This is a genomic window from Pseudolabrys sp. Root1462 (assembly GCF_001426945.1).
Lineage (GTDB): Bacteria > Pseudomonadota > Alphaproteobacteria > Rhizobiales > Xanthobacteraceae > Pseudolabrys.
Map to the genome: position 1 here is coordinate 133,421 of NZ_LMFS01000001.1, position 24,815 is coordinate 158,235.

The 24,815-nt window shown below is 65.4% G+C and carries 26 protein-coding genes; 17 read left to right on the top strand and 9 right to left on the bottom strand.

Annotation, left to right across the window (positions count from 1 at the left end; all coding sequences use genetic code 11):
• Positions 1-120: 120 nt before the first annotated feature.
• The 5 genes from ASD45_RS00630 to ASD45_RS23235 all read left to right on the top strand — a co-directional run bounded on the left by ASD45_RS00630 (position 121) and on the right by ASD45_RS23235 (position 4,135).
• Positions 121-942 carry an N-acyl homoserine lactonase family protein gene (locus ASD45_RS00630; RefSeq protein WP_056909716.1) on the top strand — a complete coding sequence of 274 codons (822 nt, stop codon included), beginning with the start codon at positions 121-123 and terminating at the stop codon, positions 940-942.
• Between the two features lie 133 nt (positions 943-1,075).
• Positions 1,076-2,059 (top strand): SDR family oxidoreductase, encoded by a 984-nt coding sequence (locus ASD45_RS00635; protein ID WP_156380901.1) that lies wholly within the window; start codon positions 1,076-1,078, stop codon positions 2,057-2,059.
• Positions 2,060-2,168: 109 nt separating this feature from the next.
• Positions 2,169-2,630, top strand: a complete 462-nt coding sequence (locus tag ASD45_RS00640) for a DUF2231 domain-containing protein (protein ID WP_056909718.1) — start codon at positions 2,169-2,171, stop codon at positions 2,628-2,630.
• Positions 2,627-3,973: a sorbosone dehydrogenase family protein gene (locus ASD45_RS00645; protein WP_244485132.1), complete on the top strand. Its 1,347-nt coding sequence runs from the start codon at positions 2,627-2,629 to the stop codon at positions 3,971-3,973. The genes ASD45_RS00640 and ASD45_RS00645 overlap by 4 nt, the downstream gene beginning before the upstream one ends.
• 18 nt (positions 3,974-3,991) lie before the next feature.
• The gene (locus tag ASD45_RS23235) at positions 3,992-4,135 is read left to right on the top strand and encodes a hypothetical protein (RefSeq protein ID WP_156380654.1); all 144 of its coding nucleotides are present in this window, start codon (positions 3,992-3,994) and stop codon (positions 4,133-4,135) included.
• A gap of 14 nt (positions 4,136-4,149) precedes the next feature.
• On the opposite strand, the gene ASD45_RS00650 is transcribed toward ASD45_RS23235, so the two are convergent.
• Positions 4,150-4,926: an enoyl-CoA hydratase/isomerase family protein gene (locus ASD45_RS00650; protein WP_056912510.1), complete on the bottom strand. Its 777-nt coding sequence runs from the start codon at positions 4,924-4,926 to the stop codon at positions 4,150-4,152.
• A 161-nt stretch (positions 4,927-5,087) separates the two neighbouring features.
• Here ASD45_RS00650 and ASD45_RS00655 point away from each other — a divergent pair, with 161 nt between their 5' ends.
• Positions 5,088-7,073 (top strand): hypothetical protein, encoded by a 1,986-nt coding sequence (locus tag ASD45_RS00655; RefSeq protein ID WP_056909720.1) that lies wholly within the window; start codon positions 5,088-5,090, stop codon positions 7,071-7,073.
• Here ASD45_RS00655 and ASD45_RS00660 read toward each other — a convergent pair.
• The gene (locus tag ASD45_RS00660) at positions 7,070-7,858 is read right to left on the bottom strand and encodes a molybdopterin-dependent oxidoreductase (protein WP_056909721.1); all 789 of its coding nucleotides are present in this window, start codon (positions 7,856-7,858) and stop codon (positions 7,070-7,072) included. The two genes, ASD45_RS00655 and ASD45_RS00660, sit on opposite strands and share 4 nt — an antisense overlap.
• Positions 7,859-7,870: 12 nt before the next feature.
• Positions 7,871-8,533, bottom strand: a complete 663-nt coding sequence (locus tag ASD45_RS00665; RefSeq protein WP_056909722.1) for a cytochrome b/b6 domain-containing protein — start codon at positions 8,531-8,533, stop codon at positions 7,871-7,873.
• Between the two features lie 158 nt (positions 8,534-8,691).
• Here ASD45_RS00665 and ASD45_RS00670 point away from each other — a divergent pair, with 158 nt between their 5' ends.
• From ASD45_RS00670 to ASD45_RS00690, 5 genes are read left to right on the top strand one after another with little or no spacing between them, the layout of a single operon-like run.
• The gene (locus ASD45_RS00670) at positions 8,692-9,192 is read left to right on the top strand and encodes a PRC-barrel domain-containing protein (RefSeq protein WP_056909723.1); all 501 of its coding nucleotides are present in this window, start codon (positions 8,692-8,694) and stop codon (positions 9,190-9,192) included.
• Positions 9,193-9,224: 32 nt separating this feature from the next.
• A complete protein-coding gene (locus ASD45_RS00675) occupies positions 9,225-10,394 on the top strand; it encodes a PLP-dependent aspartate aminotransferase family protein (protein WP_244485135.1) in 1,170 nt (389 codons plus the stop codon).
• Between the two features lie 3 nt (positions 10,395-10,397).
• Positions 10,398-11,120: a TIGR04282 family arsenosugar biosynthesis glycosyltransferase gene (locus tag ASD45_RS00680; RefSeq protein WP_056909725.1), complete on the top strand. Its 723-nt coding sequence runs from the start codon at positions 10,398-10,400 to the stop codon at positions 11,118-11,120.
• 4 nt (positions 11,121-11,124) lie between these two features.
• The gene (locus ASD45_RS00685) at positions 11,125-11,877 is read left to right on the top strand and encodes a glycosyltransferase family 2 protein (RefSeq protein WP_056909726.1); all 753 of its coding nucleotides are present in this window, start codon (positions 11,125-11,127) and stop codon (positions 11,875-11,877) included.
• Positions 11,878-11,882: 5 nt separating this feature from the next.
• Positions 11,883-12,911, top strand: coding sequence for an NAD-dependent epimerase/dehydratase family protein (locus ASD45_RS00690; RefSeq protein WP_056909727.1), 1,029 nt, complete (start codon positions 11,883-11,885; stop codon positions 12,909-12,911).
• Between the two features lie 116 nt (positions 12,912-13,027).
• Here the strand turns inward: ASD45_RS00690 and ASD45_RS00695 are convergent, their stop codons facing one another.
• The 5 genes from ASD45_RS00695 to ASD45_RS00715 all read right to left on the bottom strand — a co-directional run bounded on the left by ASD45_RS00695 (position 13,028) and on the right by ASD45_RS00715 (position 17,726).
• Positions 13,028-13,726 (bottom strand): ABC transporter ATP-binding protein, encoded by a 699-nt coding sequence (locus tag ASD45_RS00695; protein WP_056909728.1) that lies wholly within the window; start codon positions 13,724-13,726, stop codon positions 13,028-13,030.
• Positions 13,726-14,478: an ABC transporter ATP-binding protein gene (locus ASD45_RS00700; protein WP_056909729.1), complete on the bottom strand. Its 753-nt coding sequence runs from the start codon at positions 14,476-14,478 to the stop codon at positions 13,726-13,728. The genes ASD45_RS00695 and ASD45_RS00700 overlap by 1 nt, the downstream gene beginning before the upstream one ends.
• A complete protein-coding gene (locus ASD45_RS00705) occupies positions 14,471-15,454 on the bottom strand; it encodes a branched-chain amino acid ABC transporter permease (protein WP_056909730.1) in 984 nt (327 codons plus the stop codon). The genes ASD45_RS00700 and ASD45_RS00705 overlap by 8 nt, the downstream gene beginning before the upstream one ends.
• Entirely contained in the window at positions 15,454-16,380 is a 927-nt protein-coding gene (locus ASD45_RS00710; protein WP_056909731.1) for a branched-chain amino acid ABC transporter permease, read from the bottom strand. The genes ASD45_RS00705 and ASD45_RS00710 overlap by 1 nt, the downstream gene beginning before the upstream one ends.
• Before the next feature lie 185 nt (positions 16,381-16,565).
• A complete protein-coding gene (locus tag ASD45_RS00715; RefSeq protein ID WP_056912511.1) occupies positions 16,566-17,726 on the bottom strand; it encodes an ABC transporter substrate-binding protein in 1,161 nt (386 codons plus the stop codon).
• Between the two features lie 419 nt (positions 17,727-18,145).
• On the opposite strand from ASD45_RS00715, the gene ASD45_RS00720 reads away from it, so the two are divergent.
• Together ASD45_RS00720 and ASD45_RS00725 are read left to right on the top strand one after the other, a co-directional pair.
• Complete coding sequence (locus ASD45_RS00720; RefSeq protein WP_056912512.1) at positions 18,146-18,595, top strand: cupin domain-containing protein; 450 nt, start codon at positions 18,146-18,148, stop codon at positions 18,593-18,595.
• Between the two features lie 166 nt (positions 18,596-18,761).
• A complete protein-coding gene (locus ASD45_RS00725) occupies positions 18,762-19,001 on the top strand; it encodes a hypothetical protein (protein ID WP_156380655.1) in 240 nt (79 codons plus the stop codon).
• On the opposite strand, the gene ASD45_RS00730 is transcribed toward ASD45_RS00725, so the two are convergent.
• Positions 19,002-20,243: a flavin-dependent oxidoreductase gene (locus tag ASD45_RS00730; RefSeq protein ID WP_056912513.1), complete on the bottom strand. Its 1,242-nt coding sequence runs from the start codon at positions 20,241-20,243 to the stop codon at positions 19,002-19,004.
• Between the two features lie 235 nt (positions 20,244-20,478).
• Between ASD45_RS00730 and ASD45_RS00735 the strand changes: the two genes are divergently transcribed.
• From ASD45_RS00735 to ASD45_RS00750, 4 genes are read left to right on the top strand one after another with little or no spacing between them, the layout of a single operon-like run.
• Entirely contained in the window at positions 20,479-22,770 is a 2,292-nt protein-coding gene (locus ASD45_RS00735) for a bifunctional salicylyl-CoA 5-hydroxylase/oxidoreductase (RefSeq protein WP_056912514.1), read from the top strand.
• Positions 22,770-23,531, top strand: a complete 762-nt coding sequence (locus tag ASD45_RS00740) for an SDR family NAD(P)-dependent oxidoreductase (RefSeq protein WP_056909733.1) — start codon at positions 22,770-22,772, stop codon at positions 23,529-23,531. The genes ASD45_RS00735 and ASD45_RS00740 overlap by 1 nt, the downstream gene beginning before the upstream one ends.
• Positions 23,528-24,007, top strand: a complete 480-nt coding sequence (locus tag ASD45_RS00745) for a MarR family transcriptional regulator (RefSeq protein ID WP_056909734.1) — start codon at positions 23,528-23,530, stop codon at positions 24,005-24,007. The genes ASD45_RS00740 and ASD45_RS00745 overlap by 4 nt, the downstream gene beginning before the upstream one ends.
• A 2-nt stretch (positions 24,008-24,009) precedes the next feature.
• Positions 24,010-24,813, top strand: a complete 804-nt coding sequence (locus tag ASD45_RS00750; RefSeq protein WP_056909735.1) for an enoyl-CoA hydratase family protein — start codon at positions 24,010-24,012, stop codon at positions 24,811-24,813.
• Positions 24,814-24,815: the final 2 nt, after the last annotated feature.

Below are 24,815 nucleotides of genomic sequence, written 5' to 3' on the forward strand. Positions count from 1 at the left end.
GTTTCGTATATCAGAATTTCGCATTCCGGCGTGGGCAGTGGAGCCCCGCAACAGCGGGCCGCCGCCGTCTGACGCCGCCGCCGGCACTCAAAGCCGCCAAAAAAATCCAGAGGAAACGCAATGCCCGCCGACCTGCCGCAATTCGAGCTCACCGCCATCCGTTACGCCACGCGAAACGGGCAGCGCCGCGACCATTTCATCGGCGGCGATCCGCATGACGGCCCGATGCCGATGGACTATTTCCTCTGGGCCGCGGTGTCGGCCGACAAGACGTACGTCATCGACTGCGGCTTCACCGCTGAAGTGGCGGCGCGGCGCCAGCGCACCTTCCTGCGCGATCCGATCGACGGCCTCAAACTGATCGGCATCGATGCCGACGACGTCACGGACGTCATCCTCACCCATCTGCATTACGACCACGTCGGCAACCTCCACCGCTTCCCCAAGGCGCGCTTCCATCTGCAGGAGCCGGAGATGCATTATGCCACCGGCCACTACATGGCCTATCCGCGGCTGGCGCATTCGTTCGAGCCGGACGACGTCTGCGGCATCGTGCGGCTGAACTTCGCGCAACGCGTCGCCTGGCACTTCGGCTCCAAGGAGCTGGCACCCGGCATCTCGCTGCATGTGGTCGGCGGTCATTCCGCCGGATTGCAGTTCGTCCGTGTCCACACCAAGCGCGGCTGGGTGGTCGTGGCTTCCGATGTTTCGCACTTCTATGAAAACCTGGAGAGCCGTCGCCCGTACACGACGTCGTTCCATGTCGGCGAGATGCTCGATGGCTTCGAGGCGTTGCTGGCACAGGCGCCGACGCCCGATCATGTCGTGCCCGGTCACGACCCGCTGGTCATGCAGCGCTATCCGGCGCCGCGCCTCGATCTCGAAGGCATCGCCGTGAGCCTCGATGTCGCGCCGCATGCGATCGGGCCTCGCGGAACCTGAAACTCCCGTAAAGGTGCAGGCGCCGCGGCCGCGCCACGCGCGATCGCGGAACCATGCGCTGTCCAGCCCGTTTCAAGTGCACACAGACAACGTGAAATTGAACGGGACGAGGCAATCGATGACGACCGCGGACATGGAACGATTTGCCAAAGCGGCGGACAAGGTCGCGGCCGCGGGACGCGCGATCCAGAGCAAGATTGACGCCAAGGATAAGAAGAGCAAGTCCAAGGGCGAGACCGGCGCGATGCAGGCCGGCTCGCGGCCTTATCCCGAACCGCCGCTGCCGGCGCAGCACTTGAAGAAGCCCGGCGTCGAGGCCGATCTCGAACTCGCGCCGATGGTCGATGCGCCGCACTACAAAGGTTCGGACAAGCTCAAGGGCAAAGTGGCGCTGATCACCGGCGCCGATTCCGGCATCGGCCGTTCCGTGGCAATCCTGTTCGCGCGCGAAGGCGCCGATGTGGCGATCGCCTATCTCAACGAGCACGAGGATGCGCGCGACACGGCCAAAATGGTCGAGAAGGAAGGCCGACGCTGCATTGTCATGGCCGGCGACGTCGCCGATCCGGAATTCTGCAAGGCCAGCGTCGCCAACACCGTCGATAAGCTCGGCGGTCTCGACGTTCTGGTGAACAACGCCGCGTTCCAGGAGCACGTGCAGGATTTCGAAGACCTCACCGAGGAGCACTTCGACCTCACGCTCAAGACCAATCTTTACGGCTATTTCCACATGGCCAAGGCCGCGGTGCCTCATATGAAGCCGGGCAGCGCCATCGTCATGACCGGCTCGGTCACCGGCCTGATGGGCAGCAGCCTGCTGCTCGACTATTCGATGACCAAAGGCGGCATTCATGCCTTCGTGCGTTCGCTGGCCACGCATCTCGTGGACAAGGGGATTCGCGTCAATGCCGTCGCGCCCGGTCCGGTGTGGACGCCGCTCAATCCGGCGGATCGCGACGCCAAGGGCGTCGAGAAATTCGGTAGCGGGGTGCCGATGAAACGGCCGGCGCAGCCGGAAGAAATCGCGCCCGCCTATGTGTTTCTCGCAGCGCCGAGTTGCTCCAGCTACATCACTGGAGAAATCCTGCCGATCATCGGCGGTTATTCGGGCGGCTAGACGCGGCGGCACCTCAGAAAGGCCGGCTGCGCGCCGCAGTGCGCGCGGGCCTCGGAACAATCCGTGCGGCGAGCCGTTCGTTCATCCAGGGGCGGCCGAGGATATCCAGATGTCAGAAACAAGGCCGCGAACCGCGGTCGGTATCCGCTATCCGTTCTTTCCGGTGGCGCTTGCCGTCCCGACCGTTTGCTTCATAGCAACTCTCCTGACCGATCTCGCGTACTGGAAAACCGCTGAAATGATGTGGGCGGATTTCTCCGCCTGGCTCGTCACCACAGGCGTGATCTTCGGTTTCGTCGCGCTGGTCGTCTGGGTCGTCGATCTGCTTAGAGGCCCGTTCGTCCGCGCGCAGTTGCCGCCGTGGCCCTGTGCGATCGCCCAGGTGGTCGCGCTCGCGCTCGCCAACGTCAACATGCTCGTTCACACGCACGATGCGTGGACCTCGGTCGTGCCGTGGGGCCTCGTCCTGTCGGCGATCGTCGCTGTCCTCGTCCTGGTCGCAGGCTGGATGGGACGTGCAGCGATGTATCGCGAGCGGATTGCAGTTCAGCAGGTTGGAGTCGCGCCATGATCAGCAGGACAACGATGACATGGCTTGCCGGCGCGCTGGTGCTTTGCGGCGCCACGGGGGCTCTCGCTGCTTCCGAGGAAGCGCCGTTCGATACGTCGACGCAGATCGGCTCCAATCCGAAACTGCCCGAGCCGCAGCAGTCTCTGCTGCCGTCGATGCACCTGGCCAAGGTGGTCGGCTGGAAGGACGGCGAAACGCCGACGGTGGCGCCGGGCCTCAAGATCGAAGCGCTGGCGACCGGGCTGCAGCATCCGCGCTCGATCTACGTCCTGCCGAATGGCGACATCCTGGTGGTGGAATCGAAATCGCCCGCGCTCGACCCGATCAAGCGGCCGAAAGACCTGGTCATGGGCATCGTTCAGGCGATGGTGACGTCCGGCGGCGGCAGCGGCAGCGGGCCGAGCAACCGCATCACGCTGCTGCGTGACACCAACGGCGACGGCAAGCCGGAAACGCGCAGCGTTTTCCTCGACCATCTATACTCGCCGTTCGGCGTCGCGCTGGTCGGCTCCGATCTCTACGTCGCCAATACCGACGCGATCATGCACTACACCTATACGGAAGGTGACACCAAGATCACGTCACCGGGTGAGCGCTTTCTCGACCTGCCGGGCGGACCGATCGACCATCACTGGACCAAGAGCCTGGTGGCGAGCCCCGACGGCAATCTGCTCTATGTCGGCGTCGGATCGAACAGCAACATCACCGAGAACGGCATCGAGGCGGAGAAGAATCGCGCCGCCATCTGGCAGGTCGATCGCGCTTCCGGACGCTGGCGCATCTTCGCCAGTGGCTTGCGCAATCCGAACGGCCTGAGTTTCCAGCCGCAAAGCGGCGCACTCTGGGCGGTCGTCAACGAGCGCGACGAACTCGGCCCCAATCTCGTGCCCGATTACATGACCTCGGTGAAGGACGGCGCGTTCTACGGCTGGCCCTACAGCTATTACGGTCAGCATCTCGATCCGCGCGTGATGCCGCAGCGGCCGGATCTGGTCGCCAAGGCCATTCCGCCGGATTACGCGCTGAGCTCACATGTCGCACCGCTCGGCATGACCTTTTATACGGGCGATGCGTTGCCGCAGAAGTATCGCGGCGGTGCTTTCGTCGGCGAGCACGGCAGCTGGAACCGCGATCACTTCAACGGCTACAAGGTGGTGTATGTGCCGTTCGCGAACGGCACACCCTCCGGCAAGGCCGAAGACGTGGTCACCGGCTTCCTCAACGACAAAGGTGAGGCGCGGGGCCGGCCGGTCGGCGTCGCCGTCGACAAGACCGGCGCGTTGCTGGTCGCCGACGATGTCGGCAACACCGTGTGGCGCATAACCGCCACCGGCACTCAGTAAATCGAACAGGGCGAGATCATGGGACTTCAGGAACTAATGTGGGGCGTCGGAGCGGTGGTGCTGCTGGGCGCGCTTATGTTTGCCGTCATGCGGGGCGGACGCCGCGGAACGCAGCAGCGGGCCGCCGACGAAGCGACCCGGCGCAACTTCAACAAGCTGTAAAAACGCGCGGCGGCCTAGCGGCCCTGCCATCGTGGCGGCCGCTTTTCGACGAACGCCTTGACGCCTTCGCGGAAGTCCTCGCTGCCATAGGCGGCGCGGACCAGATCGTCGCCGTCGGGCAGTCCGGCATTCTGCAAGCGGCGGATCGCTTCCTTGGTGACGCGCATGGTCACCGGCGCGTGGCCGGCAAGCTGTGTGCAGATCGCTCCGATGCGCTCGTCGAGCGTCGCGGGCTCGACGACATCCATGATGAAGCCGGCGGCCATGGCGTCTTCCGCCGAGACATTTTCCGCCAGCAGCATCATGCGCTTGGTGCGCGCCGCACCGATGCCGGCGACCAGCCGCGCGTAATTGGCAACCGACAGGCAATTGCCCAGTGTTCGCGCGATCGGCACGCCGAATTTCGACCCGGGCGTGGCGATGCGCAGGTCGCAGCACGCGGCGATCGCCAGACCGCCGCCGATGGCCCAGCCTTCGACCACGGCGAGCGTCGGCATCGGCAGCGATTCCAGCGCGGTGAGATAACGCTCCATCTTCTCTTCATAGGCGGAGCCTTGCTCGGGTTTTGAGAATTCGAGGAACTGGGCGATGTCGGTGCCGGCAATGAAGGCCTTGCCGCCGGCGCCGCGCAGCACGGCGACGCGAATGCTGGTGTCGCGCGCCAGCTCGGCGCAGGCGCTCGCGAGCCCTTCATACATGCTCCAGGTCATCGCGTTGCGGGCCTGCGGCCGATCGAACAGGATCGTCGCCACATTGCCCTCGCGGGTCAGCCGCACTTCGCCGTCATTCATCGCATGATCCTCGGTGTTCAGATGGTTGCGGCGCAGATTGCGGGGCGCCGCGGTGAAGCGCAAGGGCGGCACGCGGATGGCGCAGCCGTGATCGGCCCCGGGTGTCGGCGGCGGCTGCGGCATGCTACGCAGGGCCGGCTTTCCTGCGGCACCGGGCGTCAATGATCTCATTCACCCACGCTCTGATTTGCGCCTGCCTGGCGCTCGCCCTGTACGGGCTGATCGGCCTGCCGCTGGCGCAGCGCGTCGTCATGCGGCCGCTGGTGCCGTGGCTCGCCCCGGCGCTGGGCTGGGCGGCGCATTCGGCGCTGGCGCTGCCGCTGTGCTTTGTCATCGGTTTCAACCGCGTCACGGTGGTCGCCGTCTTCGCCGTGCCGCTCATCGCCGCAGCGCTGGCACTGGCGCGGCAGCGGCCCGCGATGTCGAAGGACGGTCCGCCGCTGCCGTGGTGGCTGCTCGTTATTGTGTTTGGCGGCGCGGTGCTGATCGCCTTCGATTTCATGGCGGTCGATCTGCCGAAAGTCTCAAGCCAGGGCGTGACGCTCGCGGCGCCGATCTTCGATCATTCCAAGATCGCGATGATCGACGAGATGGCGCGGCTTGGCGTGCCGCCCGGCAATCCGTTCTATGGCGGCGAGGGGCCGGCGCGGCTGTCTTATTATTATCTATGGCACTTCAGCGCCGCCGAGCTGTCGGTGCTGACCGGCCTGCCGGGCTGGGCGACCGACGCCGGCATGAGCGCCTTCACCGGCTTTGCCGCCATCATGGCGATGGCCGGCCTGGCGATGTGGCTGAGCGGGCGCGCCAGCGCCGCGCTGTGGATCGCGCTGCTGTCGCTTACCGCTTCGGCGCGGCCGGTGCTCGAGTTCATCCTCGCGACCGACGAGGTCGAGCAGTTTGCCGGTTACCAATCCGGCCTCGGCGGCTTCCTGTTCCAGACGTCGTGGGCGCCGCAGCACACGATGGCGGCGCTCACCGCCGTGCTGGCGCTGCTTCTGCTGCTGGCCGCGATCGAACGGCCGCGATGGCTGGTGACCGTCCTGTTCGGCCTGACGATGGCGGCCGGCTTCGAGAGCTCGACCTGGATCGGCGGCATTGCGTTTCCGCTGATGGCGGCGCCGGTGGCGCTGACCATGCTGTGGCGCGCGGCGCCGGCGCTGCGGCTGCGCATCATCATCCATTTAGTCGCCGCGGCCTTTATCGCATTGGCGCTGATCGCGCCGTTTCTCTACGACCAGTCGCATATGACCGCGCTGCGCAACGAAGGTGCGCCGGTCACGGTCGCCGCCGTGCAGGTGCTCAACGACGGCGTATTCGATGCGATCGGATCCTTCGGCAATCTGCTGGCCTACTGGCTGATCTATCTGCCGGTCGAATTCCCGGCGATCTATTTCGCCGGCATCGGCGGCCTGATCATCCTGCTCCGCGACCGCAACCTGCCGCTCGGTCATCGCGATGCGACGCTGGCTTTCGCGCTCGGCGCATGGATGAGCCTGATCTGCGGCTGGCTGCTGGTCAGCACCTTGGGCGACAACAACGATCTCGGCTGGCGCGCGGTGCTGCCGGCGGTGCTGATCCTGATGGTCGTCGCCGCTGCCGGGCTGGCGCGGCTTGAAGCGAAAGCGCGGCCCGTCATGCTGGCCGCCGCGCTGGCGCTGATCGCGGTCGGCCTCGTTGACGGCCTGCGCTTCGGTTACGGCAACGTCGTGGTCGCGGCCAATGCGTCGAGCCCGGCCCTGGCCGGTTCGCAGGCGCTGTGGCGCGCGGTGCGCCGCGTCACGCCGCCGGGCGAGCGCATCGCCAACAACCCGGATTATCTCGACAAGGCGACACCGTGGCCGGTCAATATTTCATGGGCGCTGCTGGCGGACCGCCGTTCGTGCTTCGCCGGGCGTGATCTGGTGCGGCCGTTCTCGGCGCTGTCGCAGGCCGGCGTCGACACCGCCGACACCTTGTTCAAGCGGGTATTCGCCGGCAGCCCCGAACCGGGCGACATCGAGCACCTGGCAACGCGCTATCATTGCGACACCGCGGTGGTGGCGCCGAGCGACGGCGCCTGGATGCGCGATCCGTTCGCGGCGAGCGCGCTGTATCGGATGGTCGAGGAGACCCCGGCCTGGCGCATCTACCGGCGCGCGGCGCGCTAGATCCCGGCGAACCAGTTGAAGCCCTGCTTCGACCAGAAGGTCGGGATGAAGGTGTTGGTCACCTCCATGGCGGTGATCCATTTGGCGTTCTTGAAGCCGAGCTTGGTGGCGCTGCGCAGCCGCAACGGAAAGCCGAACGGATCGGTGATCGGCTCGCGGGCGTATTTGGTGGCGAGGATAGTCTGCGGATGCAGCGCCGTCGCCATGTCGAGCGTCTCGGTGTAGTCGTCGGCGCATTTGAACGACACGTATTTCGCCGTGGTGTCGGCGCCGATGCGCTTGAGGAACTGGCCCAGGTTCACGCCCGACCACTGGCCGATATAGTCCCAGCCTTCGACGCAGATGTGGCGGACGATCAGTTCCTCCTCGGGCAGCTGATAGATCTGCTGTGCCGTCCACGGCCGCTTGTCCTGGATGAGTCCGGCAAGTTCGAGCTTCCACGACGCGCCATCGACCGGCTTGACGTCCTCGACGTCGTAATAGGCATTGAAGCGCGGCGGCTTCACCACCTGATCTTCGCGGTAGGTCGGCGCCAGATGGTGGGGCCGGAAGATCGCCTCCTGCACCTTGTCGTTGAACGCCGAGATGGTGCGCAGGAAGCTCTGCACCGTGTCGGTGTCGCTGACGGTGCAGCCGGTGAGCATGGTCAGGGCGCCGAGGCTCAACGTGCCGCGCAGCAGGTTGCGGCGGTTGATGTCGCGCACCAGCTTGCGGTTCTCGTCCATGACGCTCTGATCGACGCCCTGCTTGGGGCGGAAGATCGACGGCGAGGGGGAACGGGCCATGTCGCTGATCCTTTATTCGGCCGGTACGGCGTCGGGCGCTGTATCGTCGACCAGCGGGCCGCCGGTGACCATGGCGCCGATCGTCTTCGGCACCAGCAGCGCCAGCGCGACGTGGACGACGAGGAAGCCGACGATCGCCGCCATGCCGATGAAGTGAATGAGCCGCACCGCCTGGAAGCCGCCGAACAGCGCCAGCGCCTCGGAGAACTGGATCGGCTTCCACAGCAGCCAGCCGGTGACGACCTGCAGCACGATCACCAGGATGACGCCGACGTAGAGCAGCTTCTGCACGGCGTTGTAGTGCGTGATGTCGTCATGCGCGAGCTTGAAGGCGAGCGCCTTGCGCACCTCGGCGACGACCTCGGCCGGCCTTATCGGTACCAGCTTGCGGCGGAAGCGGCCGCTGGCAAAACCGTAGGCGAGATAGATGAGGCCGTTCACCATCAGGATCCACATGGCGAAGAAATGCCACTGCAGGCCGTGCTGGGCCCAGACGCCGAGCGTCAGCGCGTCGGGAAAGTGCAGCCAGCCGAATAGCACCTCGTCGTTGTAAATCTTCCAGCCGCTCATGATGAGCAGGACCATCGCCAGCGCGTTGAGCCAATGCATCGCGCGCAGGCCCGCGGGGTGTAAACGATGACGTCGAGTTGATTTGACCGTGAAGCTGTTGCTCATGAAGTTGCGGCCTTGTCAGGGGCTCATTTTCCCCGGCGATTTGTTCGCGGCATAGAACGGAAATGACTTTTGACGTGCAACACACGACTTCGTGTAACGGCCCAAGTCACGCGCATGTTATTCGAGGACGCACCGTGCGATTGTTTAATCGGATGCTAATGTTTGCCGCGCTCGCGGCGCTGCCGCTTCTCGCGATGACGGCGGCTGCGCCGGCGGGTGACGGTCTCGTGCGCGTCGCATCCGGCGGCCCGCAGCCGCCGCGGCAGGACGCGCAGAACAAAGACAGTGACGACGAGCCGACGCTCGACCAGAAATTCGAGCGGCGCTTTCCGCAGCCGGTGCAGGTCGGTGACCTGATCGGATTGCCGGTTCTCGATTTTGACGATTCGACGATCGGCTACGTCAAAAGCGTGGTGCGCCGGAGCGACGGCGAGATCGATCTCATCGTGCCCTACAGCGCCTGGTTCGGCTGGCTGCATGCCGACTGGGGCAAGCGTCTGGTCGCGGTGCCGATCAAGTCGGTGGCCATTCTGGGCCGGCAACTCGATGCGCTCGAATTCACCCGCGACGACTTCGCCAGCGCGCCCACCTGGACTTCATCGGATGGCGCGCCGATCGGACTTCACGAAAAAGCCCTTATCGCCCTCGGCCGCCGGTAGAAGAAGATTCCCTGGAACTGCCGCGGCGCAGCATGGTTGTAGCTCTCATGGACGACCTGACCAGAGCCAGATTGAGCGCGCGCACCTTGGTCGCTCAGGGCGTCGGCTTTCACGAGCCCGTCACCAAAGGTATTGTGCCGCCCATTCACATGACCACTACATACCTGCGCGATTCCGATAACGGCTATCGCTCGGGTCATGTGTACGGACATACCGACAATGTCTCGGTGCAGCAGGCCGAGCAGTTGATCGCCGCGCTGGAAGGTGCCGAACAGGCGCTGCTGTTCGGCTCAGGCATGGCGGCGGCGACCTCGGTCATTCTCGGCCTCGAGAAGCCCACTCATATTGTCGCCTCACAGGTGATGTACTGGGGCTTTCGCTCCTGGCTGCGCGACGTCGAGCGCTATGGCCATCGCGTCACCTTCGTCGATACGTCCAATCTCGACGCGGTGCGCGAAGCCGTTGTGCCGGGGCGCACCGGATTGCTCTGGATCGAAACGCCGAGCAACCCGACCTGGACGGTGACGGACATCGCCGCGGTGGCGGAGATCGCGCACGCCGCGGACGCCATCCTGTGCGTCGACTCCACGGTGGCGACGCCGATCCTGACGCGGCCGCTGGCGCTCGGCGCCGACATCGTCATGCATTCGGCGACCAAATATCTCAACGGCCATTCCGACGTCATCGCCGGCGCGCTGGCTTGCGCGCGTGAGACGCCGCTGTGGCGGCGCGTCGCCAAGAATCGCGGCCAACTCGGACAGGCGCTCAGCCCGTTCGATGCCTGGCTGCTGACGCGCGGCATGCGCACGCTCGATCTGCGTGTCCGCACCCAGTCGAAGTCGGCGCTCATTCTGGCGACTCGTTTGCAGACGCATCCGGCGGTCGCGGCGGTGCTCTATCCCGGTCTGCCGACGCATCCCGGCCACGAGGTCGCCATGCGGCAGATGTCGGGCGGTTTCGGCGGCATGCTGTCGCTGCGTGTCGCCAAGGGCGAGAAGGCGGCGATTGCTGTGGCCGCCTGCGTCGAGCTATGGAAACGCGCCACCTCGCTCGGCGGCGTCGAAAGCCTGATCGAACATCGCGCTTCGATCGAGGGCGAAGGTTCGCCGTGTCCGGCCGATCTGTTGCGCCTGTCGGTCGGACTCGAAGATGTCGATGAATTGTATTTCGATTTAACCCGTGCACTCACCATGGCTGTTTGACCCATGAAGCCCATTGCCGTTGCCATCATTTGCAAGACGCCAATGCCCGGCAAGTCGAAGACGCGGCTGTCGCCGCCGCTCGCGCCGGAGGAATGCGCGGCGATATCCGCCTGCTTCATCCGCGACCTGGGGCAGACCATCGGCTCGCTCGCCGCTGACGGCGACGCCGCCGCTGCCGCGGTCTATACGCCGTTCGGCACCGAGCCGGCGCTGCGCCGCCTGCTGCCCGAGGGCTTTCATTTCATGCTGCAGGGCGACGGCGATCTCGGCGCACGTCTGTTGAAGGGCACGGCCGACCTGATCGATGCCGGCTTCGGCGGCGCCATTCTGGTCAATTCGGATTCGCCGACCTTGCCCAAATCGATCCTGCGCCAGGCGGTCGATGCGGTGAGGCAGGGCGACAATGTCGTGCTCAGTCCCGCTTTGGACGGCGGCTACACGCTGGTCGGCCTGTCGCAGCCGCATGCGCGGCTGTTCGACAACATGCCGTGGAGCACGCCGGAGGTGTACGACCTCACTCTAGCCCGCGCGCGCGAGATCGATCTGCCGGTGGTCAACGTGCCGGGCTGGTACGATGTCGACGACGCCGAGTCCTACGCCATGCTGGAAGACGAAGTCTTGCGCGGCGTGGCGCCTTCCTTTGCCGAACCCGGCCTGAGCGGCGCGGCGGCACCCGCCACCGCACGGTTCGTGCGCGAGCGGCAAAGCGCGCTGCTGCGGGCTTGATGCCATGCGGCTGGGATCGGGGGAAGCCTTCGTCAGCGTCGTTATTCCTTGCCTCAACGAGGAGGAGCCGATCGCCGACGTCGTGCGCGAGGTTCTGGCGCAGGGGGTCGATGAGGTGATTGTGGTCGATAACGGCTCGACCGATCGAACCGCGGCGCGGGCCGTGGAAGCGGGCGCCCGCGTGATCGCCGAGCCGGTGCGCGGCTATGGCCGCGCCTGCGCCGCGGGTGTTGCCGCCTTGTCCGCACGCACCGAGATCATCTGCTTTCTCGACGGCGACGGCAGCGACGTGCCGGCTTTCATGACCGACGTGGTCGGCCCGATTGCCGACAATCGCGCCGACTTCGTCATGGGCTCGCGGCTCAAGGGCAAGCGCGAAGACGGCAGCATGACGCCGCAGCAGGTTCTCGCCGGCTGGCTTGCCGGCCTGCTGCTGCGCATGACCTATGGCGCGCGCTTCACCGACATGTCGCCGTTCCGAGCGCTGCGCGTGGATCGACTGCGCGGGTTGGGCATGCAGGAAATGACCTATGGCTGGAATCTCGAAATGCAGATGCGTGCCGCTGCCGCGGGCTGGCGCATCCTCGAAGTGCCGGTCGATCACCGCTGCCGTCAGGGCGGCGTTTCCAAGGTGTCCGGCAATCTGATGGCCGGGCTCAAGGCGGCGTGGAAGATTACCACCACATTCCTGCGTCTGGCGGCGACGCTGCGACGCGATCCGCCGCGGCAATTGCATCTGCGCGGCGAGAAGGTCTGAACACCATGCATGTTCTCCTGACCGGTGGCGCCGGGTTCATCGGCCGGCACGTGCTTCGCGAATTGCTGGCGCGCGGTCATGACGTGCGCGTGCTGGATTCGCTGCGGCCCGACGTTCACGCCGATGGCAAGACCGCGCCGCTCGACGGCGCGGAACTCGTAGTCGCCGACGTGCGCGATGCCGGCGCCGTCGATCGCGCGCTCAAGGGCATCGACGCGGTCCTGCATCTTGCGGCCAAGGTCGGTCTCGGTGTCGCCGTCAGCGACCTGCCGGATTACGCTTCGTCGAACGATGTCGGCGCCGCCGAGATTCTTGCCGGCATGGCGCGCGCCCGGATCACGCGGCTGACACTGGCAAGTTCGATGGTCGTCTATGGCGAGGGCGTCGGCCTGTGCGACGAGCATGGCGAGGTGCGGCCCGGGCCGCGGATCGAATCCGAACTTAAGAACAAGAATTTCGAGCCGCCGTGTCCGCTGTGCGGCAAGCCGCTGAAGCCGGCGCTGGTCACCGAGGATACGCCGTTCGATCCGCGCAACGCCTACGCCACCAGCAAGCTTGCGCAGGAATATTATGCGTCGAACTGGGCGCGCGTCACCGGCGGCTCGGTCGCGGCACTGCGCTATCACAATGTCTACGGTCCCGGCATGCCGCGCGACACGCCCTATGCCGGGGTCGCCGCGATCTTCACCTCCGCGCTCAAGAACGGTGAGGCGCCGAGCGTGTTCGAGGACGGCCGCATGCGCCGCGATTTCGTGCATGTCCGCGACGTCGCCGCCGCGACCGTCGATGCGGCCGAGAAGCACGAGAGCGGCGTGCGCGCCTTCAATGTAGGCTCCGGCACGCCGCGTAGTGTCGGCGACATGGCGCTGGCTTTGGCGCAGGCGCTGAAAGGCCCGCTGCCGATCGTTACCGGCGGCTATCGCCTTGGCGATGTGCGGCACATCACCGCCGATTCATCGCGGCTGAGGCGCGAGCTTGGCTGGTCGCCGAAAGTCGCTTTTGCCGACGGCATGGCGGAGCTGGCGGGGCTTTAAACTTGTACAAATGTCCGCTCGTCCCCGCGGAAGCGGGGACCCAGACTAAGCGGCAAACGCCATCCACACGATAAAGACTGGACCCCTCGCATCCGCGGGGGTGAGCTGAGCGAGAGTTAAACCTGCAAATATCTCTGCCGCACGCTGGCGTCGGCGCCGAGTTCGGCCGAAGTGCCGGTCCACATCACGCGGCCTTTTTCGACCACGACATGGCGGTCGGCGATCTTCATCAGCGCGTTGAGGTGCTTGTCGACGACGAGAATGGCCTGGCCTTCCTTCTTCAGCAGCGACAGGCAATTCCAGATCTCGGCTCTGATTTTCGGCGCGAGACCCTCGGTGGCCTCGTCGAGGATCAGGAGTTTGGGATTGGTCATCAGCGCGCGGCCGATCGCCAGCATCTGCTGCTCGCCGCCGGACAACTGGTTGCCCATGTTGGTCGTGCGCGCCGCGAGCGACGGGAAGAATTGATAGACCCGCTCCAGCGTCCACTGCGCCTTGCCGAAGCGGGCGGCGTTGGTGGCGATCAGGTTCTCTTCGACCGTCAGCGTCGGGAAGATCTGGCGGCCTTCCGGCACGAGGCCGATGCCGGCCTGCGCGATCGAATAAGGCGGCAGGCCGATCAGCGATTTGCCGTTGAAGCGGGCATGTCCCGACAACGGCGGCACCAGCCCCATCAGCGCGAAGATCGTCGTCGTCTTGCCCATGCCGTTGCGGCCGATCAGTGTCACCACTTCGCCGTCGTTCACGGCGAAGGAAATATCGAACAGCACCTGGGCGGGGCCGTAGGCGGCGGCGAGGTTCTCGACCTGGAGCATTATTCCAGCTCCTCGCCGAGATAGGCTTCGGTTACCGCGCGGTCGTTGCGCACGGCATCCGGCTCGCCGCTCGCCAGCACGCGGCCGTAAGTCAGCACTGAAATGCGGTCGGCCAGCGCGAACACCGCGTTCATGTCATGCTCGACCAGCAGCATGGCGAAGCGGCCCTTGAGCTTCTTCAGCACCGTGACGATGCGCTCGGACTCCTCGGGGCCGGTGCCGGCCATCGGCTCGTCGAGCAGCAGCAATTTGGGTTCGAGCGCCAGCGCAATCGCCAGCTCCAGCGCGCGCTTTTCGCCGTGCGACAGGTGCGCGGCGACGATATCGGCGCGATGCTCGAGGCCAACCTCGGCGAGCGCCGCCATGGCCTCGTCATTCAGCGCGGCCTCGGCGGCGGCCGGCCGCAGGAAGCTGTAGCTCGAGCCGCTGCGCGCCTGCACCGCCAGCGCGACATTCTCCAGCGCCGAAAAGCGCGGCAGCACCGAAGTGATCTGGAACGAGCGCGCCAGCCCGAGTTTGGCGCGTTCGTAAGGCGGCAATGGCAGGATGTCGGTGCCGTTGAGCAGGATGCGGCCGTCGTCCGGCGTCAACGTGCCAGAGACCTGATGGATCAGCGTCGTCTTGCCGGCGCCGTTCGGGCCGATGACGGCATGCAGTTCGCCCGGACCGATTTCGAGCGTGACGCCGTCGGTGACGACGAGGCCGCCGAAGCTCTTGCGCAGGTTCTCGATCAGCAGCACCGCTTCAGTCACGGGAGAACCTCGCCCTGACCGAGGCCGCGAGGCCGACCAGGCCGCCGCGCGCGAACAGCACGATGATCACCAGCAGCGGGCCGAAGATCAGCTTCCAGTTTTCGGTGAGGCCGGCGAGGCCTTCCTCCAGCAGCAGATAGGAGGCGGCGCCGACGATGGCGCCGTACAGGGTGCCGAGGCCGCCGAACAGCACCATGATGATCAGTTCGCCCGAGCGCTGCCACGACATATAGGCCGGGCTGACGAACTCCGCCGCGTTGGCGAGCAGGAAGCCGGCCAGGCCGCCGAGGCTGCCGGCGATCACGTAGCCGACGCGCTGGTAGCGGAACACGTCGTAACCGATGGTCGCCATGCGCGTCGGGTTCTCGCGCGCGCCGCGAAAGACGCGGCCGAAGCGCGAATAGACCACGGCGCGGCACAGCAGGTAGGACGCGACGAGGAAGCCGAGCGTCGCGTAATAGAGCGCGCGGTCATTGCCGAATACGGCAAGGCCGAACAAGGTCGAGCGCGTCGGCAGCGTGATGCCGTCGTCGCCGCCATAGGGCGCCAGCGAGCCGGCGATGAAATAGGCCATCTGTCCGAACGCCAGCGTGATCATGATGAAATAGACGCCGTTGGTGCGCAGGCAGATCGTGCCGGTGACGTACGCGAAGGCGGCGCTGACGATCAACGCCAGCGGCAGCGTGACGGTCATGTCGGTGACGCCGTGCGCGCCGGCGATCGCCACCGTGTAGGCGCCGAGGCCGACGAAGGCGGCGTGACCGAAGGTGACGAGGCCGCCGAAGCCGCAGAGGAAATCGACCGCCAGCGCCGCGATGGCGAAGACCATGACGCGGGTGACGAGGCCGAGCACATAGCTTTCCGGGCCGAAGGCGGCGGCGAACGGCACCAAGGCCAGCACGGCGAACATCAGGGCGACGCCGACGTTGAAGCGCGCCGCGCGCGGCACCGGCTTGTCGGCGGCGAGGCTGGTCATCACGAACGTCCCTTGGCCGGGAACAGGCCGGCGGGCCGGAAATACAGCACCAGCGCCATCAGCACGTAGATCAGCATCGAGGCGATGGCCGGGCCGACGGTGCGCGCCGGCGACGGCGGCATCACCAGGCGCAGAATGTCGATCATGAAGGAGCGGCCGAGCGTATCGACCAGACCGATCAGCAGCGCGGCGATGAAGGCGCCGCGCATCGAGCCGATGCCGCCGATGACGATGACGACGAAGGCGAGGATCAGCACGCTGTCGCCCATGCCGGGCTCGACCGACAGGATCGGCGCGATCATGACGCCGGCGAAGGCGGCGAGCATGGTGCCGAAGCCGAACACGATCATGAACAGGCGGCGGATATCGACGCCGAGCGCCGAGACGATGCGGGCATGGGTCGCGCCGGCGCGCACCAGCATGCCGACGCGGGTCTGGCTGACGAGGAAATAGAGGATGAGAGCGACGATAAGGCCGGAGGCGATGATGACCAGCCGCCACACCGGATAGGTCAGCCCCGGCATCAACGTCACGACGCCGGCGAGGCCATCGGGGATCGGCAGGTTGAGCGGCGCGGCGCCCCATACCACCTTCACGCCCTGGTTCAGGAAGATGATGATGCCGAAGGTCGCGATCACCTGCTCGAGATGATCGCGATCATAGAGCTGGCGGAAGACGGTGAATTCGAGCAGCAGCCCGAAGGCCAGCGCGGCGAGCAGCGCCAGGATCAGCGCCAGCACGAACGAGCCGGTCCACGCGTAGAACATCACCGCCAGATAGGCGCCCAGCATGTACTGGACGCCGTGCGCGAGGTTGATGAAGTCCATGACGCCGAACACCAGCGTCAGCCCGGCGGCGATCAGGAACAGCAGCACGCCGAACTGCAGGCCGTTCAGTGTCTGGATGAGGAGGAGGGTGAAGCTCATATCGGTTCGCGTTGTCTTTTCCCTCGCCCGGCGCAGCGGGGAGAGGGTGCCGAGCGAGCTTTAGCGAGCGAGGCGGGTGAGGGGCGATTCATCTTGATCGGCGACAGCCCCTCACCCGGCTCGCACTTTAACAGGTGCTCGCCACCCTCTCCCCATAAGCAGGGGAAGAGGGTGGCCAAGCAGAGCTACTTCATCTTGCAATCCTTGGCGTGCGGATCCGCGTAATCCGTGAACACCTTCTTGTCGATCGAGGTGGCGAACTTGTCGCCGACCTGCACCACCTTCACCTGGTAGAAGTCCTGGATCGGGTAGTGATTGGTGTTGAACTTGAACTTGCCGCGCAGCGAGGTGAACGGCGCCTTCATCAGGGCCGCGCGCAGCGCGTCCTTGTTGTCGGTCTTGCCACCGGTCGCCTTCAGCGCGCCGTCGATCAGCAGGCCCGCGTCATAGGCCTGGAAGGCGTAGGTCGCCGGGATCGCGCCGCCGTATTCCTTCTCGTAGCCGGCGACGAACTTCTTGTTCTGCGGGTTGTCGAGGTCGGGCGCCCAGTTGGCGCCGCCGAAGAAGCCGAGCGCGGCCTCCTTCTGCGCCGGCAACGTCGATTCATCGACGGTGAAGGCGGACAGGAACTTGACCTTGTCGGCGAGGCCGGCCTGGCGGAACTGCTTGACGAAGTTCACGCCCATGCCGCCGGGCAGGAACACGAACACCGCGTCGGCCCCCGAGGCCTGGATGCGCGACAGCTCGGCCGAATAGTCGAGCTGGTTGAGCGGCACATAAACTTCGTCGGCGAGCTCGCCCTTGTAGAAGCGCTTGAAGCCGGCGAGCGAATCCTTACCGGCCGGATAGTTCGGCGCCATGATGAAGACCTTCTTGAAGCCCGCATCCTGCGCGTATTTGCCCATCACCTCGTGGTTCTGGTCGTTCTGGTAGGAGGTGACGAAGAAGTTCGGGTTGCAGTCCTTGCCGGCGAAGTTCGAGGTGCCGGCGTTCGGCGAGATCAGGAAGGCGTTGCCTTCCGTCACCGGCTTCATGATGGCGACGAGGATGTTGGAGAAGATCGGACCGACGACGAAGTCGACCTTGTCGCGGTCGATCAGCGCCTTGGCCTTGCTCACGGCAACGTCGGGCTTGAGCTCGTCGTCCTGGACGATCAGTTCGACCTCGCGGCCGCCCAGCTTGCCGCCATTGTCCTTGATCGCGAGCTGCAGGCCGTTGCGCAACTGCTGACCGAGCACCGCGGCCGGACCCGACAAGGTCGTCACGACGCCGATTTTCAACTTTTCCTGCGCAAAGGCCAAACCTTGCACGCCGGCAACCATCAGTGCAGTCGCCGCGGCTGACATCAAAAACTTGTTTTTCATTGCTCCACCCCTTCCCGAGAAACGCGCGCCGGGTTTGTGCGCCGAAACTCGCCCCCGTGGCGCGCCGCCAAACTATGCCCGGACGGGTTCGTCCTGGCTACTGGAGCTTGGCTGCTGGACCCTGGCTCTTGGATCCGGGATATTTTAAGTATAAAATAACTCGCCTGGGAAGCATTATCTTTAAGCATGGGCGGGTGAATCTGATGCCATTTACCGCAATGCACGGTTTGTCGCGGGGACGGATACGGGCGTGCTAAATTGCTGCTTGGGTTCCGCTCGAAAGGATGAACGCGTTGCCGCACGGCATCTTACCCGCGACGCTGAAATCATGGCTCGACCAGCGCGCCGCCGCAGCCGCGCGCGCGCCCGGGCCGTCCAATGTGAACAACCGGAGTGAAGACATGACGCTGACCGCAGGGATCACCAAGGCCGGCACCGGCATCGAGGGGATCAGCTGGAATATTCTCGGCCAGACCTATGTGCCGAAGACATTGTGCGAGAGCTCGTTCTCCTGGCATGCGACATTTCCGCCCGGCACCTTCGTCCCGCCGCACATCCACCCGACGCAGGACGAGTTCATCTATCTGTTCGAAGGCCGGCTCGACCTGATGCTCGACGGCAAGGACTTCATCGCCACCGCCGGCGACGTCATTCGCCTGCCGATGGGGCTGCCGCACGGCATCTTCAACAAGCAGGACCAGACGGTGAAGTGCTTCTTCTGGGTGTCGCCGACGCGCAAGCTCTACGACCTGTTCTGGGCGATTCATTCGATGAAGGAACAGAAGCCCGAGGAAGTGGTCGCGCTGTCCGCGCGCCACGAAGTGATGTTCCTGCCGCCGCCGGCGGAGTGAAACCCGGTTCGTCGAGCTAAAAGGCCGGGCACATTGCCCGGCCTTTTTCGTTGTCCGTCGATCGCGACAATTCGAACGACCGGGTACCGACTCCGTTCACTGTCACCGTGCTGCACTCCGAACCCGGGCGCACGTGCAGGTGTTACCTTGCCGACGGGGTAAGGCAGTGAAAATCGTCCTGATTATGGAAATCGTGCTGTTCATCGCAGCGTTCGTGGCGCTGCACCGGGCGCTGCGCCGCCGCGTGGACGAGGCGGTGCGGTGGGAGGTCTCGGTGACGTCCCAGATCGACCGGTCGACGCGCCGGCTGCCGCCGCGAACCCGGCCGCGGTCGGACGACGACCCGGCGCCGGATCGTCTTGGCGGTTATTCAGCAGTCATGCCCGCAGAAGCGGGAATGCAGTAACTAAGCCGCCTTGTTGACCTGCTTCTTCTCGAAACCCGCCGTCGAAGCATAGCCGCGCACGATCGCCTTACGCTCTTCGTAACTCAAAACGTCGTCGATATTGTTGAAGCCCTCGGGCGCGCGGGACTCAATCGCGTCGATGACGCCTTCCGGGCCGCCCTTGCGGTTCATGCGCACGATCTGCGCCGTCATCGGCAGGCGTTCTTGCTCGTACTGCCACAGCGCGTGCATGGCGTTGTCGCCGGTGAGCAATTTGTCGGCGAGGCAGCGCGCGTCGAGGATCGCCTGCGACGCGCCGTTCGAGCCGACCGGATACATCGGATGCGCGGCGTCGCCGAGCAGCGTGACACGGCCATGCGACCAGCGCGGCAACGGCTCGCGGTCGCACAACGGATATTCCCAGAATTCGCCGGTGGCCTCAATCAGATGCGACACGTCGAGATAAGGCAGCCTGAACTTCTCGACATAGGGGCGCAGGTCATCCCAGCGGCCGGGCCGCGACCAGTCCTCCTTGCGCGGCGGCTCGCCGCCGTCGGAGACCTTCGCCATGACCGCCCAGTTGGTGAGACGGCGGTCCGGCGCCGAGCCGGCGGCGATCGGATAGAGCACGAATTTCGCTTCCATGCCGCCGGCGATGATCATCGAGCGGCCGGTCGCGAATTGCGGCCAGTCCACCGCGCCGCGCCACAGCATGGTGCCGTTCCACAGCGCCGGGCCTTCGTTCGGGAACAGCTTGCCGCGGACGAAGGAGTGGATGCCGTCGGCGCCGATCAGCACGTCGCCGCGCGCGGTCTTGATGTGGCGGCCCTGGCGGTCGAAGAAGTAAGCCGAAACGCCGGACTCGTCCTGCATGAAATGGCCGAGGCGGTGGCCGACGCTGATCTTGCCTTCGCCGAGACGGGCGCGGGCCGCCTGGTAGATGACGCCCTGCAATCGGCCGCGGTGGATCGAAAACTGCGGCACTTCGAAGCCGGCATCGGTGCCGCGCAGTTCGTGCCACACGGTCTGGCCGAAGCGGTTCGCATAAGTGAGTTCGTAGGTGCGGATCGCGACCGCATCGAGCCGCTCGAGCAGGCCGAGATCCTTCAACTCCTTGATCGCATGGGGCAGGGTGTTGATGCCGACGCCGAGTTCGCGGATTGTGTCCGACTGCTCATAGACCTCGCAGTCGATGCCGCGGGCATGACACATCAGAGCCGTGGTCAGTCCGCCGACGCCGCCGCCGATAATGATCGCCTTCATCACGAACACTCGTTGTTACGCGCATTCCCAGCGGTAAATTCATCGCACCCAAGGGGTTAGCGGGCAACCCCGCTCGCACAACAGGGTGAACAGCCGCTCCCTCGGCACGGTCTTTTCCACACGAAGAAGGAACAACAGGCCAGATACTTTAAACCTAAAATATTTAGGTTGCCAATATCGCCTGACTTGCGCAGACTGCCGAGGTCGAGCGATGGAGCGGCCGATGCGTGCGGCAATGCGAACGGTCATTCTGGGCGGCGGCCCGGGCGGCCTTTATTTTGCTATCTCGCTGAAACTGCGTAACCCCGCCCACGAAGTGGTGGTGGTCGAGCGCAACCGGCCCAACGATACCTTCGGCTGGGGCGTGGTGCAGTCGGAAGACACGCTCGGCAATCTCGATGCCAACGATCCCGTCAGCGCCAAGGCGATCCGCGACGGCTTTGTCTACTGGGACGACGTCGCCGTGCACTACCGCGGCGCGGTGATGCGCTCGGGCGGTCACGGCTTCTCCGGCATCGGCCGCATGCGGCTTCTCAACATCCTGCAACAGCGCGCTCAGGAACTCGGCGTCGAGATCCGCTACGAGACCGAGGCGCAGGACGTCTCCGCCTACAAGGACTTCGACCTCATCGTCGGCGCCGACGGCGTCAACTCGCGCGTCCGAGCGCAGTTTGCCGATGTGTTCAAGCCGGATATCGACGTGCGCGCCTGCAAATATATCTGGCTCGGCACGCACCAGAAGTTCGACGACGCCTTCACGTTTATCTTCGAGGAAACCGAGCACGGCTGGGTCTGGGTGCACGCCTACCAGTTCAATGCCGACACAGCGACTTTCATCGTCGAATGCTCCGAAGAGACCTGGAAGAAGTCCGGTTTCGACACGATGTCGACCGACGAGACCATCGCGGCATGCGAGAAGATCTTCGGGCGCTATCTCAAGGGCAACAAGCTGATGTCGAACGCGCGGCATCTGCGCGGCTCGGCCTGGCTCAATTTCAACCGCGTGCTGTGCGAGCGGTGGTCGACCGGCAATGTCGTTCTGCTCGGCGATTCCGCCGCCACCGCGCATTTCTCCATCGGCTCCGGTTCCAAGCTGGCGATGGAAAGCGCCATCGCGCTCGCCAACTATGTCGACACCGAGCCGACCCTGTCCGGCGCCTTTGCGCGTTATGAGGACGAGCGCCGTTTTGAAGTGCTGCGTTTGCAGAGCGCCGCGCGCAACTCGACGGAATGGTTCGAGGAGGTCGAGCGCTACCTGCATCTCGATCCGGTGCAGTTCAATTATTCGCTGCTCACCCGCTCGCAGCGCATCAGCCACGAGAACCTGCGTGAGCGCGACGCCGACTGGCTCGCCGCCGCCGAGATGTGGTTCGAATCGCGCGCCACCGGCGGCGTGCCCAAGGCGGCGCACCGGCCGATGTTCGTGCCCTTGCGCGTGCGCGGCATCGAACTGAAGAACCGCGTCGTGGTCTCGCCGATGGCGCAGTATCGCGCCGTCGATGGCACGCCGACCGACTGGCATCTGGTGCATTACGCCGAGCGCGCCAAGGGCGGCGCCGGGCTGGTGTTCACTGAGATGACCTGCGTATCGCCGGAAGGCCGCATCACGCCCGGCTGCACCGGTATGTATGCGCCGGCGCACGAGGCGGCGTGGAAGCGCGTCGTCGATTTCGTGCACAGCGAAACCGACGCCAAGATCGCGTTGCAGCTCGGCCACGCCGGGCCGAAGGCCTCGACCCAGCTCGGCTGGGAAGACAGCGATGCGCCGCTGGCCACCGGCAACTGGCCGATCGTCTCGGCTTCCGACGTGCCATGGAGCCCGCAGAACCAGACACCGCGCGCGGTGACGCGCGCCGACATGGACAAGATCCGCGACGACTTCGTGCGGGCCGCCGAAATGGGGAACCGTGCCGGCTTCGACTGGCTGGAACTGCATTACGCCCACGGCTACCTGATGTCGGCCTTCATTACGCCGGTGAGCAACAGGCGCACCGACGAGTACGGCGGCAGCCTCGATAACCGCATGCGTTTCCCGCTCGAGGTTTTCCATGCGGTGCGCAAGGTGTGGCCCAATGACAAGCCGATCTCGGTGCGTATCTCCGCCAATGACTGGGTCGGCGCCAACGGCATCACGCCGCAGGACGCCGTCGACATTGCGCGCCTCCTGCACGAGGCCGGTGTCGACATGGTCGATGTCTCGGCCGGACAGACCTCGCGTGACGCCAAGCCGGTCTACGGCCGCATGTTCCAGACGCCGTTCTCGGACCGTATCCGCAACGAGGCCGGCGTCGCCACGCTCGCGGTTGGCAACATCTACGAGCCCGACCACGTCAATTCGATCCTGATGGCCGGCCGCGCCGATCTCGTCTGCCTGGCCCGACCGCACCTCGCCAATCCGTACTGGACGCTGCACGCGGCGGCCGAGGCCAACGAGCGCGGCATCACCTGGCCGAAGCCGTACTGGCCCGGCCGTGACCAGATGTATCGCCTCAAGTCGCGGCCCGACGTCATGACGGGGAAGGTGTGATGGCCCTGCTGGCCGGCAAGCATGCGCTGGTGACAGGCGGCGGCTCCGGCATCGGCGCCGCGATTGCCCGCGCACTCGCCGCCGAAGGCGCGGCGCTGTCGCTCGCCGGCCGCCGCAAGCAGCCGCTCGAGGCGATGGCGAAGCAATTGCCGAACGCGACGGCGATCGTCGCCGACGTGACCCATGAATTCGACTGTCAGGCGATGGCGGATCTCGCGCACTCGGCGCACGGTCCGATCGACATCGTCATCGCCAATGCCGGCATGGCGGCGAGCAGCCCGGCGGCGAAGATCGACGCCGCGCACTGGCAACAGATGATCGGCGTCAATCTCACCGGCGCGTTCAATACGGTTCATGCAACGCTCGCCGACGTCACGCGGCAGCCGGGCGGCCGCATCGTGTTCATTGCCTCGACCGCGGGACTCAAGGGCTATCCCTATGTCGCGGCCTATGTCGCGGCAAAGCATGGCGTCGTCGGCCTGATGCGCGCGCTCAGCATCGAACTGGCGGGCAAGGGCACGACCGTGAATGCGGTATGCCCCGGCTTTACCGAAACGCCGCTGCTTGCCGGCGCCGTCGACAACATCATCGCCAAGACCGGCCGCAGCGCCGAAGCCTCGCGCGCCGAACTGGCGAAGGACAATCCGCACGGCCGGCTGATCACGCCGGAGGAAGTGGCGCAGACCGTCGCTTTTCTCTGCGCGCCGTCGTCCGCTTCCGTGAATGGACAGGCCATCGCCGTAACCGGAGGTCCGGTATGACGACTGCGAAGCTGAATGCCGCTCCGCGACCTCTCAGCAAGCAGCGGCTGCGGCTGTGGCTGCGGTTGTTGCGCGCCGCCCGCGGCATCGAAGGCGAGTTGCGGGAACGGCTGCGCAAGGAATACGCGATCACCATGCCGCAATTCGACGTCATGGCCGCGCTGGCGCGCAAGCAGGGCGGCATGAACATGACCGAGCTGTCGCGCATGCTGATGGTGTCGAACGGCAACGTCACCGGCATTATCGACCGTCTCGCCGCCGAGAAACTGGTGCTGCGTCAGGCGCCGGCGACCGACCGGCGCTCGTTCATTGTGCGGCTGACGCCGAAGGGCGCATCGCAGTTCGCCGTCGTCGCCAGGGCGCATGAAGGCTGGGTCGACGAACTGCTCGCCGATTTCGACGCTGCCGAGGCTGACCATCTGATCGAGATGCTGGGCGGACTTGCTTCGTCCAGCCGGGGAGAAACGCAATCATGACCATGGCCCATCACAAGCCGAGGCATTTCAACTGGCGCGTCGAGGGCAAGGTGGCGGTAATGTCGCTCAAACGCCCGGAGCGCAAGAACCCGATCACCTTCGAGTCCTATGCCGAGATGCGCGATACGTTTCGCGAGCTGGTCTATGCCGACGACATCAAGGCGGTGGTGATCGCCTCGAACGGCGGCAATTTCTGCTCGGGCGGAGACGTGCATGACATCATCGGCCCGCTGCTCGACAGGGACATGAAAGGTCTGCTCGCCTTCACGCGCATGACCGGTGACCTGGTCAAGGCGATGAATGCCTGTCCGCAGCCGATCATCGCCGCGGTGGACGGCGTCTGCGTCGGCGCCGGCGCCATGATCGCGCTGTTCTCCGACATGCGCATCGGCACGCTGGCGGCGAAGACCGCGTTTCTGTTCACCCGCGTCGGTCTCGCCGGATGCGACATGGGCGCCTGCGCCATGCTGCCGCGCGTGATCGGTCAGGGCCGCGCCGCCGAACTGCTCTACACTGGCCGGGTGATGTCGGCCGAGGAAGGCGAGCGCTGGGGCTTCTTCAACAGGCTGACCGATCCGAGCCAGCTCGAGGCCGACGCCATCGAACTGGCGCAGCGGCTCGCCGCCGGGCCGACCTTCGGCCACATGATGACCAAGACAATGCTGGCGCAGGAATGGTCGATGTCGCTGCCGATGGCGATCGAGGCCGAAGCGCAGGCGCAGGCGATTTGCATGCAGACCCAGGATTTCCGCCGCGCCTACGAGGCCTTCGTCGCCAAGGGCAAACCGGTGTTCGCGGGGGATTGAGC